The organism is Leisingera sp. ABM4_101 (assembly GCF_056158725.1).
The window spans coordinates 1,745,682-1,762,090 of sequence record NZ_JBSWTV010000002.1 but is presented as its reverse complement, the minus strand read 5'-3'; the positions used below and the strand labels follow the sequence as shown (position 1 = coordinate 1,762,090).

Genomic DNA, 16,409 nt, shown 5'->3' with positions numbered 1-16,409 from the left:
ACATTCAGTGAGCCGCGTCCAGTGACCGGTACGGCCTGACCGGCCTCTTTCAGGCGCTCAGGACGGGCCGTCATCCGGACCCGGCATGTGGCACCGGCGCTCAGAACCGGTCCAGCAGCCGCTGCAAATAGCCGCGTTCGCGCTCGCTGCGCTCCCGCTCGCCGGCCCTGCGGCGGATATCCTCCAGCAGATCCCAGGCGCGGCGGTAGGCATTGCCCTCGCCCACCTTGCCGCCGTCGCTGATGCTGCCGTTGTTGCGGCCCAGCGGGTCCAGGCGCTCTCCCTGCGCGGTGGCAGAGGGCTGCTGCCCGTTCTGCTGCCCCGGCTGCTGTTGCTGCGCCAGCGCCTCGCCCAGGCTGCGCATGCCTTCGCGCAGCGCTTCCATCGCGTCGGATTGCCGGTCAATAGCCTCGGCATTATCGCCGCCGCGCAAGGCCTCCTCGGCCCCCTCCATAGCGCGGCCTGCCCGGTCCAGCGCCTCGCGCGCGGCCTCGCCGGCCTCGCCGCCCAGATAGGGCAGCCCGTCCTGCTGCTGCTGCAACTGCTGGCGCAGCGCCTGCTGGCGGTCGGCCAGCGAGCCGCCCTGCCCTGGCTGGTCGCGGCCGTCGCTGCCCTGGCCGCCGGGATTGCGGCTGTCCGCACCCTCGCCGCCCTGACCGTCCTGGCCCTCGTCACCGCCCTGGCCGCCCTGGTGGCTCTGGCCGCGGCCCAGGCCGCCGTCGCGGCCCTCGTTACCCTGGCTCTCGCCGCTGCGGGCGCCGGGGTTGAACTGCTCCTGCAGATCACGGAAGGCCTGATCCGACAGGCCCTGCTGCTCGCGCAGGGTCTCGGCCAGCCCCTCCATCGCCTCCCGGCCCTCATTGCCCTGGCCCTGCCCCTGCTGCGAGCGGGTCATGCGCATGTTTTCCATCATCTGCTGGAACTCGCGCAGCGCCTGCTCCGCCTCGGCCATGCGGCCCTGCTCCATCAGCTCCTGGATGCGGTCCATCATCGCCTGCAGGTCGTCCTGGCTGAGGGTCATCATGTCGTCAGGCATCTCGCCCGGCTCCATCATCTCGCCATTGTTTTCGGCCATCCGGCTCAGCTGGCGCAGGTAATCCTGGGTCGCCTCGCGCAGCTCCTGCATCAGGTGGGCGATCTCCTGCTCGCTGGCACCATCGCGCATCGCCTGGCTCAGCCGCTCCTGCGCCCGCTGCATCCGTTCCAGCGCGTCGCCCACATCACCCTCTTCCAGCTGGATCGCCAGATCCCACAGCGCGGCGGCGATCTCCTCCTGCTGCCGCTCGGGGATCGCGCCGGCAACGGTATAACTCTCCAGCCGCCGCAGGATGGTGCGCAGCCGCAGATAATCGCCGTAGTCGCGGTAGAGCCCCTCGGGCCGGTGCGACAGGGTACGCAGGATCTGCGCCACCCGCGGCGCATTGGCGCGTGCCCACAGCAGGTCGCGGCGCTGTTCGATCACCGCCGCAGCCAGCGGGTCAAAGAAACGCCGGGTCAGCAAATCTGTTCCGAACCCGGCCGCTGCCGCGGATTGCCCCGCCTCATCCATAGCAGAGAAGGTGAAGACCACCGGCAGATTGGCCCAGGGGTGCCGGGCAAAATCCTCGATCAGTTTCTCGGTGAAATCCTTGCGCGAACCTGACAAGGGCAGCGGCAGGTCCAGCACTAGCGCCTCGCGCGGGTCGGGGTCCGCGGCCAGCCCGTGGCGCCGCTCCACCGCAGCCAGATCCAGGGTGATCCGCACCTGCCCGGCCGCCACGCCGTAATCATCCTGCGCTGCAAAGGCCAGGGCGGTAAAGCCATCGTTTTCCAGCTCAGGCTGGCCAGCGACGGCCACCTTGGGCGGATTGTCCGGGATCACCTCCACCTGCCAGCTGCGCCCGCCTTCGCCCTCGATGGCAAAACTGCCGCTGCGGGTGACGCCGAATTCCATTGCGGTCTGCAGGGCATCCGCTTCGCCCACCTGCTGGCCGGAGACAGTCTCCGCCAGCTCCAGCGCACCCACCTCGCCGTAGAAGCGCAGGGTGACGCGGCTGCCCTGAGGCAGTTTCAGCACGTCACCGTCCTGGTCATTCAGATAGAGCACCGGCAGGCGGGTATATGCGGGCGGCTCAGCCCAGCCTTCCCAGGCCGGGCCGTTCAGCACGCCACCGCCGCCCTTGCCCAGGTCCTTCACCGTGGCCACCTGCCAGATCGACCCGAACAGCACCGCCACCGTCAGAAACAACCCCGCCATGTAGCGCAAGGCGTAGGGATCAAAGGAGGCAATGTTGAGATCAGGCGCCGGAGCCTTGGCCTGGGCCGCCGCCGCTGCCATCCGGCGCTGGTGCGCCTGCCACAGCGCGGCTGAGGCGGCGTCGTCCGCGCCAATGGCCTGCGTATCAAGAAGCGCGGCAACGGGACGGCCCGGCAGGGTCTGGTCCAGCCGCGCCAGCGCCGCGGCCTTGCTGGGCCAGCGGAAGCGCCACAGGCCCCAGCCCAGCGCCGCCGCCGCGGCAATCAGCACCGCCATCGCGCCGGTCCAAACCAGCCGCTCCGGCAGCAACTGGTGCAGCCCCAGCATCAGCGCCGCCAGCGCCGCCATCAGCAATGAGGCCAGCGGCCAGAAACTGCGCAAGGCACGCTCCGCCGCCAGCCCGGCCCGCGTCAGGCCCAGCGGCCAGCGCAGGTGTTTCAGGACCGGATCGGCCTGCCGGTTTCTAAGGCGGTCAAAGGGCATTCGGGCCTCATGATCTGATGGCCCGCGCCGGATCGCGCCCGGATCGCTTCAGAGCCACTCCGGGATGGTATCGCGGTTTATCATCTCTTCATAGTCCGGGCGGCGGCGAATAACCGCGAATTGATCCCCGTGCACCAGCACCTCCGGGATCAGCGGGCGGGAATTATATTCGCTGGCCATTACCGCGCCATAGGCGCCGGCGCTGCGGAAGGCGACCAGATCGCCCGATGCCAGCGGCGGCAGGTCGCGCTGCTTGGCAAAGGTATCGCCGGTTTCGCAGACCGGGCCAACGATGTCATAGGGCTGGCTTTCCACACCCGCCGCGGCTTCCTCGACCGGGATGATGTCGTGATGCGCCTCATACATCGCCGGGCGGATCAGGTCGTTCATCGCGGCGTCCAGAATGAGGAAATCGCGCCCCTCGCCAGACTTCACATAGATCACCTTGCTGACCAGCTGGCCCGCGTTGCCCGCGATCAGCCGGCCCGGCTCGATCTCGATCTCGCAGCCCAGGTGGCCCAGGGTCTGCTTGACCATCTGGCCGTATTCAACCGGCAAGGGCGGTGCAGTGTTGGAGCGCTCATAAGGAATGCCAAGACCGCCGCCCAGATCCAGGCGGCGGATGTTATGGCCCTCAGCGCGCAGGACCTCGGTTAGCTCCGCCACCTTCTGATAGGCCAGCCGGAAAGGCTCCAGGTCAGTGAGCTGCGATCCGATGTGGACGTCGATCCCCACCACCTCCAGCCCCGGCAGCGCGGCGGCGCGGGCATAGACCTCACGCGCGCGGGCAATCGGGATGCCGAACTTGTTCTCGGATTTTCCGGTGGCAATCTTGGCGTGGGTCTTGGCGTCCACGTCCGGGTTCACCCGGATGGTGATCGGGGCTTTGGTGCCCAGCTCCGCAGCCACGGCGCTGATCACGTCCATCTCCGGTTCGGATTCCACGTTGAACTGGCGGATACCGCCGGTGAGCGCCACGCGGATTTCCTCTGCCGTCTTGCCGACGCCGGAAAACACAATCTTGTCGCCCGGCACCCCTGCCGCCCTGGCGCGCAGGTATTCGCCCTGGCTGACCACATCCATGCCCGCGCCGGCCTGCGCCAGTGTCTTCAGGATCGCCTGGTTGGAGGCCGCCTTCATCGCAAAGCAGACCAGGTGATCGGTGCCCTCCAGCGCCTCGTCGAACAGGCGGAAATGGCGCAGCAGGGTGGCGGTGGAATAGACATAGAACGGAGTGCCCACCGCCGCGGCGATCTCGGAGATGGGAACGTCTTCGGCGTAAAGCGCGCCGTCGCGGTAGAGAAAATGATCCATGGGCCTGCGTTTAGGGCAAAAGGGGCAGATGGATCAAATGATTCCGCCCTGCACGCCCTGCCGGACACAAAGGCGCTCTCCCGCCCGCCGCAAACGCATCAAAGATGCGCCCGCGCCGTTGGGCCGTGCGCCGCGCTGACGCGCGGCGGGGTTTGAGTATTTGCCTGCAAGGTGACAATGGGCTGCTCTTTCATCTTGCTTCAAATACTCATTGTAAAACGGTTGCGACAAACGAGGCGTCCTGGGTGTTGCACACCCGGCGCACGCCCCTGTCACGGCATCTTAAGCCCGAACTGGCATACTGCCCCTGATCGCGGTCACTGCCGGGCCTGACATCCCCGGCACCTTGGAACAGGGCCCTTTGGCACGGGCACGCACAGACGACGTTTCGCGTGCGGGAGCAACCCTCCCGTCCCGCCTCCGCCCCTTGGCGGCGCCGCCACTCCTTACCGCTGGCCTCAGCAGATCAGAAACGGAATGCACAACAGCAGCAAACAACCGGACGGGGATCAGCCCCGGACGGCAAATGCGCTGTTCAGAACGTGTGGGACACGCCCGCGCGGGCATAGCCGGAGACCGAGACACCCGGCTCCGCGGGCTGATGCTTTTGCGGCGCATTGGGCGCTGGTGCGCTGGTGGCCGCCGGCAGGCCTGTGTCGCAGGCGGCCAGGCCGGCCAAGGCAAGAAAAACAATCGCAAGCTTCATTCCAGCATCCTTAATAAAAACCGCCCCGGCGGCAGGCCGGGGCAGATCCTAGGTGGTGTTTCTGCATTGCGGCGTCAAGGGCGCCGCAGGCGCTAGAAGCCCAGAAAGACGCTGACCGGCCCCTTGTGCAGCCCGACCGCGCCGCCGACATGGACGCCGCTGCCGCCGACACCGATACCTGCGTTCAGGGTCGGCTGCACCGGCTCGCCGTCCACCCCGCAGGCGGCCAGAACCGCCAGCCCGAGCAAAGCATAGATCATGTTGCGCATTGTCTGCCTCCTTGCCGCAGCCGGCTGCGCGGGCGTCAGCCCGCCAGGATGCCCTGCCAGCGGGCGATCTGCGCCCGCACCTGCGCCGGCGCGGTGCCGCCGTAGGACATGCGGGAGTTTACCGAGTTTTCGACGCCAAGCACAGTGAAGATGTCCTCGGTGATGCCTTCGTGAACGCCCTGCATATCCGCAAGCGAAAGGTCCGGCAAATCGCAGCCGCGGCATTCCGCCATCGCCACCAAGGTGCCGGTCACGTGGTGGGCATCGCGGAACGGCACCTTCAGCACCCGCACCAGCCAGTCGGCCAGGTCGGTGGCGGTGGAGAAGCCGGAGCCTGCGGCGGCCGCCAGGCTCTCGCGGTTGCCGGTCATGTCGCGCACCATGCCTTCCATCGCCGCCAGCGCCAGCATCCAGTTGTCGGCGGCGTCAAACACCTGTTCCTTGTCTTCCTGCATGTCCTTGGAATAGGCCAGCGGCAGCCCCTTCATCACCATCATCAGCGCGGTATTGGCGCCAAAGATCCGGCCCACCTTGGCGCGGATCAGCTCGGCCGCGTCCGGGTTCTTCTTCTGCGGCATGATCGACGAGCCGGTGGAGAAGCGGTCCGACAGGGTGACAAAGCGGAACTGGGCGGAGGACCAGATCACCAGCTCTTCGGCAAAGCGGGAAAGGTGCACGGCGCTGATCGAAGCCACGCTCAGGAATTCCAGTGCAAAGTCGCGGTCGGAGACCGCATCCAACGAGTTCGCGGCGGGGCGGTCAAAGCCCAGCGCAGATGCGGTCATCTCCCGGTCGATCGGGAAGGAGGTGCCCGCCAGCGCCGCCGCGCCCAGCGGCAATTCGTTCATGCGTTTGCGTGCGTCGCGCACGCGGCTGAGGTCGCGGCCGAACATCTCCACATAGGCCATCATGTGGTGGCCCCATGTGACCGGCTGCGCAGTCTGCAGATGGGTAAAGCCCGGCATCACCCAATCGGCGCCCGCCTCGGCCTGGCTCAGCAGCGCGCGGATCAAGGCCAGCAGGCCGCTTTCCGCCGCGTCCAGCTGGTCCCGCACCCAGAGTTTGAAATCGGTCGCCACCTGGTCGTTGCGCGACCGGCCGGTGTGCAGACGCCCTGCAGGCTCGCCGATGATTTCCTTCAGCCGCGCCTCCACATTCATGTGGATGTCTTCCAGCGCAGTGGAAAACTGGAAACTTCCGCCCTCGATCTCTGACAAAACGGTGAGCAGCCCTTCCCGAATGGCCTCAGCATCATTATCCGTAATGACGCCTGTCGCGGCCAGCATCGCCGCATGGGCCCTGGAGCCTGCGATGTCCTGTGCTGCCATCCGCTTGTCAAACCCGATCGAGGCGTTGATCGCCTCCATGATCGCGTCGGGACCTGCGGCAAAGCGGCCGCCCCACATCTGGTTCGAGGATTGATCTGTCATGGTGTGGAACCCCGGAGATAATATGCGTCTGTTTCGTCAGCTTTCCCTTTATATGGCCCTCGCCTTGGGTGCAAATGCCGCGGCTGCGGCAGATCAGGCGCAGCTGGAAGCGCTGCGCGAGGACAGCCTCAAGCGGCTGGTCGTGCATTCCGAGCCGCGCGACACCTCGGCCGCGGCGTTTGAGCTGGCCGACGGCGCCGGCACTGCCAGCCTGGAGGATTACCAGGGCAAGGTGGTGCTGCTCAATTTCTGGGCCACCTGGTGCGCCCCCTGCCGCAAGGAGATGCCGCAGCTGTCTGAGCTGCAGGAGGAATTCGGCGGCGAAGACTTCGAGGTGCTGACCATTGCCACCGGGCGCAACTCGCCCGCGGGTATCCAGAAGTTCTTTGACGAGGTTGGCATCACCAAACTGCCCCGCCACCAGGATCCGAAACAGGCGCTGGCCCGTGAGATGGCGGTGATCGGCCTGCCGATCACGGTGCTGCTGGACCGCGACGGCAAGGAGGTCGCGCGGCTCCTGGGCGACGCCGAGTGGAATTCAGACAGTGCCAAGGCGATTGTTCAGGCGATGATCGCCTCAAAGTAGCTTGCGCTTGAAATTCAAGTGAGTAGCTTGGGGCCGGAATACTGGCCCCAGGAGACTATTTTGACAAAGATTCTTACCGGCTTGTCAGCAGCAGCCATCGCACTTTTTGCAAACATTGCTCCCCTCCAGGCGGAGATTTTGCTCGAAGGACACCGGTCCAAGGTCACAATTCATTCTGCTGAACGTTTGAAGGGCGAAGTCAAGAAAGACTTCGCCCACTTCAAGAAAAATGCAGATTATTATGGCGCACTTTATGTCAACCAGCAGGAAGACATATCTGCCGAATTCTGGGACACAAGGAACATGGAGCTGGCCAAGCAAAGTGCTCGGAAATCCTGTCACCTTAAGTCGCAGAACCCATCCCACTGCGAGCTTTACGCAACCGTTGGTCCTAAGACCCCTGCAACGGGGAACGGTGTCACTTTAAGCCAAACTGGAAACCGTCTTTTCAAAAAGTACCAGCGACTGCAAAAGGACGGCAAATTCGGCGCATTCGCAACAACCGATTTCGGTGCCCCTGGGTATAGCTGGGGATACGACACAGAGATCGAAGCAAAGGCTTCGGCGATACGAGGCTGTGAATCCAGTATTGAAAAAATCAATAGCAATACTTCAGCTCACATCGTGCAAAATGTTATGAAGAATGAAGGCGACACCTGCCGCGTCATCCATGTCGCCCGTCCGTAGCAACTCCTGACCCGGCAGAGTTTCGCACTACCTGTACCTTGAGGGACGCCCCGAAACGGCGCCCCTGTGCTGGGTGGAGAATGATATGAAACCTGTTGTGTTACTGATCGGCAAGCTGCCGCATGTGATCGGCAATGTGGCCGAGCAGCTGGACCATCTGCCGATCCAATGGCTGGGCGCCCATGACCAGCCCGAGGTGGTGCGCCAGCTGGAAACCGAGCCGCGCATCGAATGCGTGATCATGGGTGCGGGTCTGGACGATCAGATCCGCGGCGACCTCATCGGCATCATCGCGGCGCTGAGGCCCGATGTTTGCATTCACCTCAAGGACCGCGCCTCCGGTCCCGAAGGGCTGGTGCCCTTTGTCGAGCGGGTGGTGCAAATGCAGGTGCTGCCAAAGGCGCAGCGCGCGGCTGCGGCGATGTAGACCCCGGCTTGCCAAGGCCAGCCTGCCCTTGCCCCCGGAGCTGGGGGCGGGGACGGCCGCGGTTGACCCCACGCCACCTTTGACAGCCTTCCGCCCGCCCGCCAGTCTGCCTGCGGGAGGACGCTCATGCCGCTGGAACTGCTGCTGGCCCTGGTCGCGGGCGGGATATCAGCAATTGCCATTCTGCTGCACGTGACGGGACGCTCCCGGCAGACCGTGGTGACCGCGGCAAGCGCCCGCGCGGCCTGGTTGCGCCATTTTCCGGAGGACACCGTTATCAAGGTGCTGCCCGCCGCCAGCGGACGGGCCGCCCTGGTTGCGACCGGAACCGGGCCCGGGCTGCTTTGGGCCTTTGGCGCCGATACCGTTGGCCGCCATCTGACCGGCAGCAGGATCCGCGAGACCGCCGCCGGGCTGCGCTTTGAATTCAACGACTTCGCCGCCCCCGGCCTCTCCCTGTGCCTGGCAGAGGCGGAACGCCGCCAATGGCTGGAACTGATCGCACCCCCAGCGGAGGCCGCATGACCGCAGAGATTTCATACCCTGACGCGACCCAGCTGGCGGTGCCGTTCTTCATCGCCGCGATCCTGGCCGAGCTCCTTTGGATCGCCCTGAAGAAGCGTGGCGGACGCTATGAGACCCGCGATGCGGTGACCTCCCTCATCATGGGCGCGGGCAGCGTTGCAGAAGGGCTGCTGCTGGGCTTCATCGCCTGGGGTTTTCTGATGTTCCTGTGGCAGCTGACGCCGCTGGACATGGGGACTTCAGCCGGGGCGGTCCTTGTCTGCTTTGTGCTCGATGACCTGCGCTATTACTGGGTGCACCGGCTTGGCCACCGGGTGCGCTGGGTCTGGGCGTCGCATGTCAATCATCACTCCAGCCAGCACTACAACCTGACCACTGCGCTGCGGCAGACCTGGACCGGGACCTTCACCTTTATGATGGTGGTTAAGGCGCCGATGGTGCTGCTGGGGTTTCACCCGGCGCTGGTGCTGTTTTGCGGCGGGCTGAACCTGATCTACCAGTTCTGGATCCACACCGAGGCAGTCACCCGGCTGCCGCGCTGGTTCGAGGCGGTGATGAATACCCCCAGCCACCACCGCGCCCACCATGGCAGGAACCCGCGCTACCTGGATTGCAACTATGCCGGCGTCTTCATCATATGGGACAGGATGTTCGGCACCTTCGTGCCGGAACAGGACCACGACCGCCCAGATTACGGCCTGGTGCATAACATCGCCACATTCAACCCGCTTAGGGTCGCCTTTCATGAATGGGTCGGCATTTTCAAGGACATGGCCCAGCCCGGGCTGACCTGGAAACAGCGTCTGCTCTATGCCTTTGCGCCGCCCGGCTACAGCCATGACGGCAGCCGCGACACCTCTGCCGGGATCAAGGCGGCGCATCTGGCACGCCACCCCGAAGATGCCGGCACCCCGGGCTTTGACGGCTGAACACCGGGCGGCTGGAGGGCAGATCGTTCAAATTCGAATTTTAATCCCGCAGCAATCCTTTTGCAGGACACTGCCTGGAGCATCATATTAAGTGACATCTTTGCCGGAACAGGGCCTGAGCTGAACATGAAAAGACGAAATGCCAAGGCAGATCTCCCCGAAGGCTCCGAAAACCCGCTGAACGCCGCGGTGGCCGGGCGCGACCGCTCCACCCTGGACATGGTTGCCGACGCCGTGCGGCACAATCAGACGGTGCTGGCCTATCAGCCCGTCATGCAGGCCATGGCGCCGCACGGGGTCGCCTTTTACGAGGGCTATATCCGGGTGCTGGACCCGACCGGCCGGGTGATTCCCGCCCGCGAATTCATGCATGTGGTCGAGGACAAGGAAATCGGCCGCGAGATGGACTGCCTGGCGCTGCAGCACGGGCTGAAGGCGCTGGAGAAATACCCGCAGATCCGCCTGTCGGTGAACATGTCTGCGCGCTCCATCGGCTATCAGCGCTGGAACCAGGTGCTGGACCGGTTCATGAAGCGCGACGCAACGCTGGGCGAACGGCTGGTGCTGGAAATCACCGAGGCCTCCGCCATGGCCGCGCCGGAGCTGGTGACCGACTTCATGGGCCGGATGCAGCAGCACGGGATTGCCTTTGCGCTCGACAACTTCGGCGCCAGCACCACCTCTATCGGCAATTTCCGCCAGTTCTTCTTTGACGCGGTCAAGATCGACGGCCAGTTCGTGCGCGGCATTCACGCCAGCCACGACAACCAGTCGGTTGTCCGCGCCCTGATCGGCATTGCCAAGCAGTTCGACATGTTCACGGTCGCGGAGTCGGTGGAGAGCCAGGAGGATGCGGAGTTCCTGGTCGAGAACGGCGTCGATTGCCTGCAGGGCTACCTGTTCGGCGCGCCATCCGTCACGCCGCCCTGGATCGAAGAAATGAAACGCCAGGAGGCTGGCTGAGCCGCCTTGCGGACCGGACCAGGCCCGGCAGACCACTGCTGCCATGGGCTGATGCGCGCGCGGCAGCGGTCTGCTCCCCTCCTGCCGCCCCGGAATTTCACCGCCCCGGCAGCAGCTTAGCCGCCTGTGCCTGTGCTGCCTTGCAGCATTATCCGCCGCGGCTGACGGAATTCCTGCATCCAAGGGCGTTTCTGGCGGTTGACTTTGCCGCACCCCCTGGGACACGCTGGCAATTGCTGCACGTGCAGCAATAGATTATGTCGGTACCCGGAGGATACGGGAAAGATTCTTGCGCGGACGATTCTGCATCGTGTGCGCGGCGCTCTCCCGGGAGACCAGAATTGATGGCAGAGGACCAGAAATCAATGACCAATGTTGTAATCGCATCCGCCGCGCGCACCGCCGTCGGCTCCTTTGGCGGCTCGTTCGCCAATACCCCGGCCCATGACCTGGGCGCCGCGGTGCTGGAAGCCGTTGTGGAACGCGCCGGTGTGGACAAATCCGAAGTGTCCGAAACCATCCTGGGCCAGGTGCTGACCGCGGCGCAGGGCCAGAACCCGGCCCGCCAGGCCCATATCAATGCAGGCCTGCCCAAGGAAAGCGCCGCCTGGGGCATCAACCAGGTCTGCGGCTCGGGCCTGCGTGCCGTGGCACTGGGCGCACAGCACATCCAGCTGGGCGATGCGTCCATCGTCGCCGCCGGCGGCCAGGAGAACATGACCCTGTCCCCCCATGCCGCGCATCTGCGTGCCGGCCACAAGATGGGCGACATGAAATACATCGATACGATGATCCGCGATGGCCTGTGGGATGCCTTCAACGGCTACCACATGGGCCAGACCGCCGAGAACGTGGCTGAGCAGTGGCAGATCTCCCGCGACATGCAGGATGAATTTGCCGTTGCCTCGCAGAACAAGGCGGAAGCGGCGCAGAAGGCGGGCAAATTCGCTGATGAGATCACCCCATTTGTGGTCAAGCACCGCAAGGGTGACATCACCGTGGACGCGGACGAATACATCCGCCACGGTGCCACCATTGAAGCGATGCAGAAACTGCGCCCGGCCTTTGCCAAGGACGGCTCGGTCACCGCCGCCAACGCCTCTGGCCTGAACGACGGCGCCGCTGCCACCCTGCTGATGAGCGCCGATGAGGCCGAGCGCCGCGGCATCGAGCCGCTGGCCCGCATCGCGTCTTATGCAACCGCCGGCCTGGATCCGTCGATCATGGGTGTGGGCCCGGTCTACGCCTCGCGCAAGGCGCTGGAGAAAGCCGGCTGGTCGGTCAATGACCTGGATCTGGTCGAAGCCAACGAAGCCTTTGCCGCCCAGGCCTGCGCGGTCAACAAGGACATGGGCTGGGATCCGTCGATTGTGAACGTGAACGGCGGCGCCATTGCCATCGGCCACCCGATCGGTGCCTCCGGCTGCCGGGTTCTGAACACCCTGCTGTTCGAAATGAAGCGCCGCGGCGCCAAGAAAGGCCTCGCCACCCTGTGCATCGGTGGCGGCATGGGCGTCGCCATGTGCGTCGAACGCCCATAAAACCGGCAACAAACCGTTAAATCTGAAGGACGCCCCCGGGCGTCCTTTTTCTTTTACATGGGCGCCTTATACTGCAGGTGCGACAATTTTTTCGCGGCATCGCAGAATTTTGCCGCGCAATATTGTTGCGCTTGCTCACCGCAAACTGTAGCAAGATTACCAAGAGACTATTACTGGAGGATTCTTGAATGGCACGTACTGCACTCGTCACCGGCGGCTCCCGCGGCATCGGCGCAGCAATTTCCCAGGCGCTGCAGGCGCAGGGCTGCACTGTGGCAGCCACCTATGCCGGCAATGACGAAGCCGCGGCAAAGTTCACCGAGGAAACCGGCATCAAGACCTATAAGTGGAATGTCGGCAGCTACGAGGAAAGCGCTGCAGGCATTGCCAAGGTCGAAGCGGACCTGGGCCCGATCGACATCGTGGTGGCCAACGCCGGCATCACCCGCGACGCGCCGTTCCACAAGATGACCCCGCAGCAGTGGCAGGAAGTGATCGACACCAACCTGACCGGCGTGTTCAACACCGTGCACCCGATCTGGCCCGGCATGCGCGAGCGCAAGTTCGGCCGCGTCATCGTGATCTCCTCGATCAACGGCCAGAAGGGCCAGTTCGCCCAGGTGAACTATGCCGCCACCAAAGCCGGCGATCTGGGCATCGTGAAGTCGCTGGCCCAGGAAGGCGCGCGGGCAGGCATCACCGCCAACGCCATCTGCCCCGGCTATATCGCCACCGAGATGGTGATGGCGGTTCCGGAGAAGGTCCGTGAGTTGATCATCGGCCAGATCCCGGCCGGCCGCCTGGGCGAGCCGGAAGAGATCGCCCGCTGCGTGGCCTTCCTGGCCTCCGACGACTCGGGCTTCATCAACGGCTCGACCATCTCTGCCAACGGGGCGCAGTTCTTCGTCTAAGCTGATCTGCCAGCGAAAACGGCAAGGGCCGGTCCAGATGGACCGGCCCTTTTCCCATCCCGTAAGGACGCGTGCGCGCTCAGGCCCAGCGGGAAACCTTGGGGCGGAGGGCTGGCACCGGCCGCTTGCTGAACAGCCAGATCCATGCTCGCTTCAGTACCTGCCCGCGTTCGGCATGGGCGCGGGCCATGGCAGTCTTGGTGGCGGCATTAGCAGAATATTCCAGCATGTCAGGCCTCCTTTCCTCGGATCAGTATCCTTTACCTGCACCCAATATGAGGACGTTCCGTCAAACGGACAAACGAGACTTTGCCAAGCTTCAGTTAAAGTATACTTACGTGAACATGACTGACCGCCTGCCGCCCCTCACCGCTTTGCGCGCCTTTGACGCTGCTGCCCGCCATATGTCCTTTGCCAAGGCGGCGGAGGAGCTGAACGTGACCCCTGCGGCGCTGTCCTTTCAGATCAAATCGCTGGAGGAGCATCTGGGCCAGCCGCTGTTCCGCCGCCTGAACCGGGCGGTGGAGCTGACCGAGGCGGGCAAGACCCTGGCGCCCGGCGCGGCGGAGGGGTTCGAGGCGCTGACGGCGGCCTGGCGGGCCACCCGGCGGCTGCAGGACAACACCACGCTGACGGTGACGGCCGGACCGGGGCTGACGGCGAAATGGCTGGCGCCGCGGCTGTATGAGTTTGCCCGGGCGCATCCGGAGATTGACCTGCGGTTTTCAGCGACACTGCGGATGCTGGATTTTGTGCGCGACGAGGTCGATGTGGCGATCCGTTTTGGCTATGGGCCGGATGAGGGGCTGTATGTGCTGCCGGTGCCGCCGGAATGGGTGACGCCGGTGATGTCGCCGGAGCTGGCGGAACGCTACACCACGCCGCAGAGCCTGGTGGAGGCGCCGCTGATCTTTGATGAGTCGATTGACTTTCTGGACCCGCCCTGCGACTGGCCCGCCTGGTTCAGGACACAAGGCATTGATTTTACCCCGACGCATGGCTCGCATTTTTCGCAGGCCGATCACGCCATCGACGCAGCTGTGGCGGGGGCCGGCGTGGCGCTGGGGCGGCGGGGGATGGCGATCACCGATCTGCACGCAGGCCGCCTGGTGGCGCCGTTCAAGACCGCGATTGAGACCAAGGCGCATTTCCGGTTCCTGTGTGCGCTGGGAACCGAGACCCGGCCGCAGATCGCAGCGTTCCGCGACTGGTTCATTGCCGAGATCGAAAAAACCGCCTACGTCTCGGAGGAATTTGAGATCATCCCCGTCGAGGACATTCCCCCGCCATGACCAAGACCCGTGCGACCGCCATCGGCTTTATCGCTGTTCTTCTGTGGTCGCTGCTGGCCTTGCTGACCGTCGGATCGGAACCGGCGCCGCCCTTGCTGCTGAATGCGCTGTGCTTCAGCATCGGCGGCACGCTGGGGATTTTCTGGACCGCGGCCGCTGGCAAGCTGGGGCAGCTGAAAGACGTGCCTTTCAAGGTCTACGCTTTTGGCACGCTGGGGCTGTTTGGCTACCACGCGCTGTATTTTTCGGCCCTGCGGCTGGCGCCGGCGGCGGAGGCCGGGCTGATTGCCTATCTCTGGCCCCTGCTGATCGTGCTGTTCTCGGGCCTGCTGCCCGGAGAGAGGCTGAAAGCGGGGCATCTGATTGGCGCTGGCTTGGGTTTTGCCGGGGCGGCGACGATCATTTCGGGCGGCGGCGGCGGGTTTGAGGCGCAGTATCTGCCAGGCTACGGGCTGGCGCTGCTCTGTGCACTCACATGGTCCGGCTATTCGGTGCTGTCACGGCTGGTGGGCAAGGCGCCAACCAGTTCGGTTGCGGTCTTCTGCCTGGCCACAGCTGCAGCGTCCTGGGGGCTGCATTTCGCGCTGGAGGAGACGGTGTGGCCTGCGGGCACGCTGGGCTGGATCTCGACCCTGCTCCTGGGCCTCGGGCCCGTCGGGCTGGCGTTTTACGTCTGGGATATCGGGGTCAAGCAGGGCGATATCCAGATGCTGGGCACCAGTTCCTATGCGGCTCCGCTGCTGTCGACGCTGATTCTGGTGGTGGCGGGGATCGCCGCGGCCTCTTGGGGGCTGGCGCTGGCGGCGGCGCTGATCACCGGCGGGGCGCTGATTGCGGCGCGGGCCAGCGCCAGCCGGCCCCCCAAATGAAAAGAGGGCCGCCACACTGGGCAGGCCCTCCAAAACTTGTGCCGGTCTTGCCCGGCGGAACGCTTTAGACTGCTTCCGCTGTCAGCCGCGAAATCTCTTCCTTCAGCTTCAGCTTCTGCTTTTTCATTGCCGCGATTTGCAGATCATCGGTACCGGGTGATCGTTGGGCCTGTTCCACTTCCATGCTCAGATGCTCGTGCTTCTTCTTAAGTTCGGTCAGATGCGAGCTGAGGCTCATGGCAACCCTCCTTCTTTGAGCTAGATGTGTTTGACAGGAAGAGTGGACCACAAGTTTTCGCGTCTGTCACGCTGCAGCCGCACTATTTTTGTCATGAAATTTTCATATCGGCTATGCGCCGCGCATTTTGCCGCAGGCCAAAGCGCGTTTTTGCAGAAACCAGCGAATTTGGTTTCGCCAAAGGTTGAATCCCGCGCATGCCGCCCCTAAGTTTGCGCCGCTGTAAAAATCCGCCTCAGCCTGGCCAAGGCAAGGCAGCTGCGTCGCGCAATACGGCGCGGATTTCGGGGCGGTAGCTATCCCCGTCGCGCTCATGCCGGGTGCCTTCATGCAGAATCAGCGGCGCATGCAGACGGAAATCCGCCCGCCCGCCCTTGCGCGCCCGCAGGATCACCAGCTCTGCAGCGCGGGTCTGGCGCGGCGCCAGCGGCAGCACCTCCACCGAGCCCAGAACGCAGGCGCAGCCCGCAAGCATGTCCGGCAGCCGGTCCGCCCGCTGGATCATGTGCAGGTAGCCCTTAGGCGTGAGGCGCCGGGCGGCGGCGGCGATCCAATCAGCCAGCGGCGTGCCCTCGCCCAGCGCCACCTTGCGCCCCTCGTCGCGGGCCTGGCTGTGGGCGCCCGCCTTGTAATAGGGCGGATTGGCAATGACGTGATGGAACTGGCGCTGTTTCAGCGGCTCTGGAAGGGCGGAAAGGTCAGCCTCGAACACCTCGATGCTATGACCATTGGCTGCGGCGTTGCGGCGGGCCAGATCCGCATAAGGCGCCTGCAGCTCCACCCCCGTCAGCGCAACCCCCGGCACCCGCGCGCCAAGGCACAGGAGCACCTGGCCGGCACCGCAGCCAAGCTCTAGCACAGCCTCCCCTGCCTGCGCGGGAACGGCGGCCGCCAGCAGCACCGGGTCCACCCCGGCGCGGTAGCCCTTTCTAGGCTGCCACAGCTGCACCCTGCCGCCGAGGAATCCGTTGCGGGTCAGTTCATCATCGCAAAAGCCCGTCAT

18 protein-coding genes are annotated in these 16,409 nt (G+C 64.8%); 10 read left to right on the top strand and 8 right to left on the bottom strand.

Going from position 1 to position 16,409, the window contains the following annotated elements; genetic code table 11:
* Positions 1-100: 100 nt before the first annotated feature.
* From ACXAEK_RS09695 to argH, 5 genes are all read right to left on the bottom strand, one after another.
* Positions 101-2,719 carry a DUF4175 domain-containing protein gene (locus tag ACXAEK_RS09695; protein WP_475041513.1) on the bottom strand — a complete coding sequence of 873 codons (2,619 nt, stop codon included), beginning with the start codon at positions 2,717-2,719 and terminating at the stop codon, positions 101-103.
* Between the two features lie 48 nt (positions 2,720-2,767).
* Positions 2,768-4,033: a diaminopimelate decarboxylase gene (lysA, locus tag ACXAEK_RS09690; RefSeq protein WP_475041511.1), complete on the bottom strand. Its 1,266-nt coding sequence runs from the start codon at positions 4,031-4,033 to the stop codon at positions 2,768-2,770.
* Positions 4,034-4,568: 535 nt separating this feature from the next.
* A complete protein-coding gene (locus tag ACXAEK_RS09685) occupies positions 4,569-4,739 on the bottom strand; it encodes a hypothetical protein (RefSeq protein WP_475041509.1) in 171 nt (56 codons plus the stop codon).
* A 92-nt stretch (positions 4,740-4,831) separates the two neighbouring features.
* Positions 4,832-5,008, bottom strand: coding sequence for a hypothetical protein (locus ACXAEK_RS09680; RefSeq protein ID WP_475041508.1), 177 nt, complete (start codon positions 5,006-5,008; stop codon positions 4,832-4,834).
* Positions 5,009-5,043: 35 nt separating this feature from the next.
* Positions 5,044-6,438: an argininosuccinate lyase gene (gene argH, locus ACXAEK_RS09675; RefSeq protein WP_475041507.1), complete on the bottom strand. Its 1,395-nt coding sequence runs from the start codon at positions 6,436-6,438 to the stop codon at positions 5,044-5,046.
* Between the two features lie 22 nt (positions 6,439-6,460).
* On the opposite strand from argH, the gene ACXAEK_RS09670 reads away from it, so the two are divergent.
* The 8 genes from ACXAEK_RS09670 to phbB all read left to right on the top strand — a co-directional run bounded on the left by ACXAEK_RS09670 (position 6,461) and on the right by phbB (position 13,007).
* On the top strand, positions 6,461-7,024 hold the full coding sequence (locus ACXAEK_RS09670; RefSeq protein ID WP_475041505.1) for a TlpA disulfide reductase family protein: 564 nt from the start codon (positions 6,461-6,463) through the stop codon (positions 7,022-7,024).
* Between the two features lie 60 nt (positions 7,025-7,084).
* On the top strand, positions 7,085-7,711 hold the full coding sequence (locus ACXAEK_RS09665; RefSeq protein ID WP_475041504.1) for a hypothetical protein: 627 nt from the start codon (positions 7,085-7,087) through the stop codon (positions 7,709-7,711).
* An 85-nt stretch (positions 7,712-7,796) separates the two neighbouring features.
* Positions 7,797-8,138: a hypothetical protein gene (locus ACXAEK_RS09660; RefSeq protein WP_475041503.1), complete on the top strand. Its 342-nt coding sequence runs from the start codon at positions 7,797-7,799 to the stop codon at positions 8,136-8,138.
* A 126-nt stretch (positions 8,139-8,264) separates the two neighbouring features.
* Positions 8,265-8,663 carry a hypothetical protein gene (locus tag ACXAEK_RS09655; RefSeq protein WP_475041501.1) on the top strand — a complete coding sequence of 133 codons (399 nt, stop codon included), beginning with the start codon at positions 8,265-8,267 and terminating at the stop codon, positions 8,661-8,663.
* The gene (locus tag ACXAEK_RS09650) at positions 8,660-9,592 is read left to right on the top strand and encodes a sterol desaturase family protein (protein WP_475041500.1); all 933 of its coding nucleotides are present in this window, start codon (positions 8,660-8,662) and stop codon (positions 9,590-9,592) included. Before ACXAEK_RS09655 ends, ACXAEK_RS09650 begins: the two co-directional genes overlap by 4 nt.
* 126 nt (positions 9,593-9,718) lie before the next feature.
* Positions 9,719-10,555 (top strand): EAL domain-containing protein, encoded by an 837-nt coding sequence (locus ACXAEK_RS09645; RefSeq protein ID WP_475041499.1) that lies wholly within the window; start codon positions 9,719-9,721, stop codon positions 10,553-10,555.
* A 365-nt stretch (positions 10,556-10,920) separates the two neighbouring features.
* A complete protein-coding gene (locus ACXAEK_RS09640; RefSeq protein ID WP_475045238.1) occupies positions 10,921-12,096 on the top strand; it encodes an acetyl-CoA C-acetyltransferase in 1,176 nt (391 codons plus the stop codon).
* Between the two features lie 188 nt (positions 12,097-12,284).
* A complete protein-coding gene (gene phbB / locus ACXAEK_RS09635) occupies positions 12,285-13,007 on the top strand; it encodes an acetoacetyl-CoA reductase (RefSeq protein ID WP_475041497.1) in 723 nt (240 codons plus the stop codon).
* A gap of 79 nt (positions 13,008-13,086) precedes the next feature.
* On the opposite strand, the gene ACXAEK_RS09630 is transcribed toward phbB, so the two are convergent.
* Positions 13,087-13,236: a hypothetical protein gene (locus tag ACXAEK_RS09630; protein ID WP_475041495.1), complete on the bottom strand. Its 150-nt coding sequence runs from the start codon at positions 13,234-13,236 to the stop codon at positions 13,087-13,089.
* 115 nt (positions 13,237-13,351) lie between these two features.
* Here ACXAEK_RS09630 and ACXAEK_RS09625 point away from each other — a divergent pair, with 115 nt between their 5' ends.
* Both ACXAEK_RS09625 and yddG read left to right on the top strand, forming a co-directional pair.
* The gene (locus ACXAEK_RS09625; RefSeq protein WP_475045237.1) at positions 13,352-14,299 is read left to right on the top strand and encodes a transcriptional regulator GcvA; all 948 of its coding nucleotides are present in this window, start codon (positions 13,352-13,354) and stop codon (positions 14,297-14,299) included.
* Positions 14,296-15,168 (top strand): aromatic amino acid exporter YddG, encoded by an 873-nt coding sequence (yddG, locus tag ACXAEK_RS09620; protein ID WP_475041494.1) that lies wholly within the window; start codon positions 14,296-14,298, stop codon positions 15,166-15,168. Before ACXAEK_RS09625 ends, yddG begins: the two co-directional genes overlap by 4 nt.
* A gap of 64 nt (positions 15,169-15,232) precedes the next feature.
* Here yddG and ACXAEK_RS09615 read toward each other — a convergent pair whose 3' ends face one another.
* A complete protein-coding gene (locus ACXAEK_RS09615; RefSeq protein WP_475041492.1) occupies positions 15,233-15,406 on the bottom strand; it encodes a YdcH family protein in 174 nt (57 codons plus the stop codon).
* A gap of 235 nt (positions 15,407-15,641) precedes the next feature.
* Positions 15,642-16,409 carry a tRNA1(Val) (adenine(37)-N6)-methyltransferase gene (locus ACXAEK_RS09610; RefSeq protein WP_475045235.1) on the bottom strand — a complete coding sequence of 256 codons (768 nt, stop codon included), beginning with the start codon at positions 16,407-16,409 and terminating at the stop codon, positions 15,642-15,644.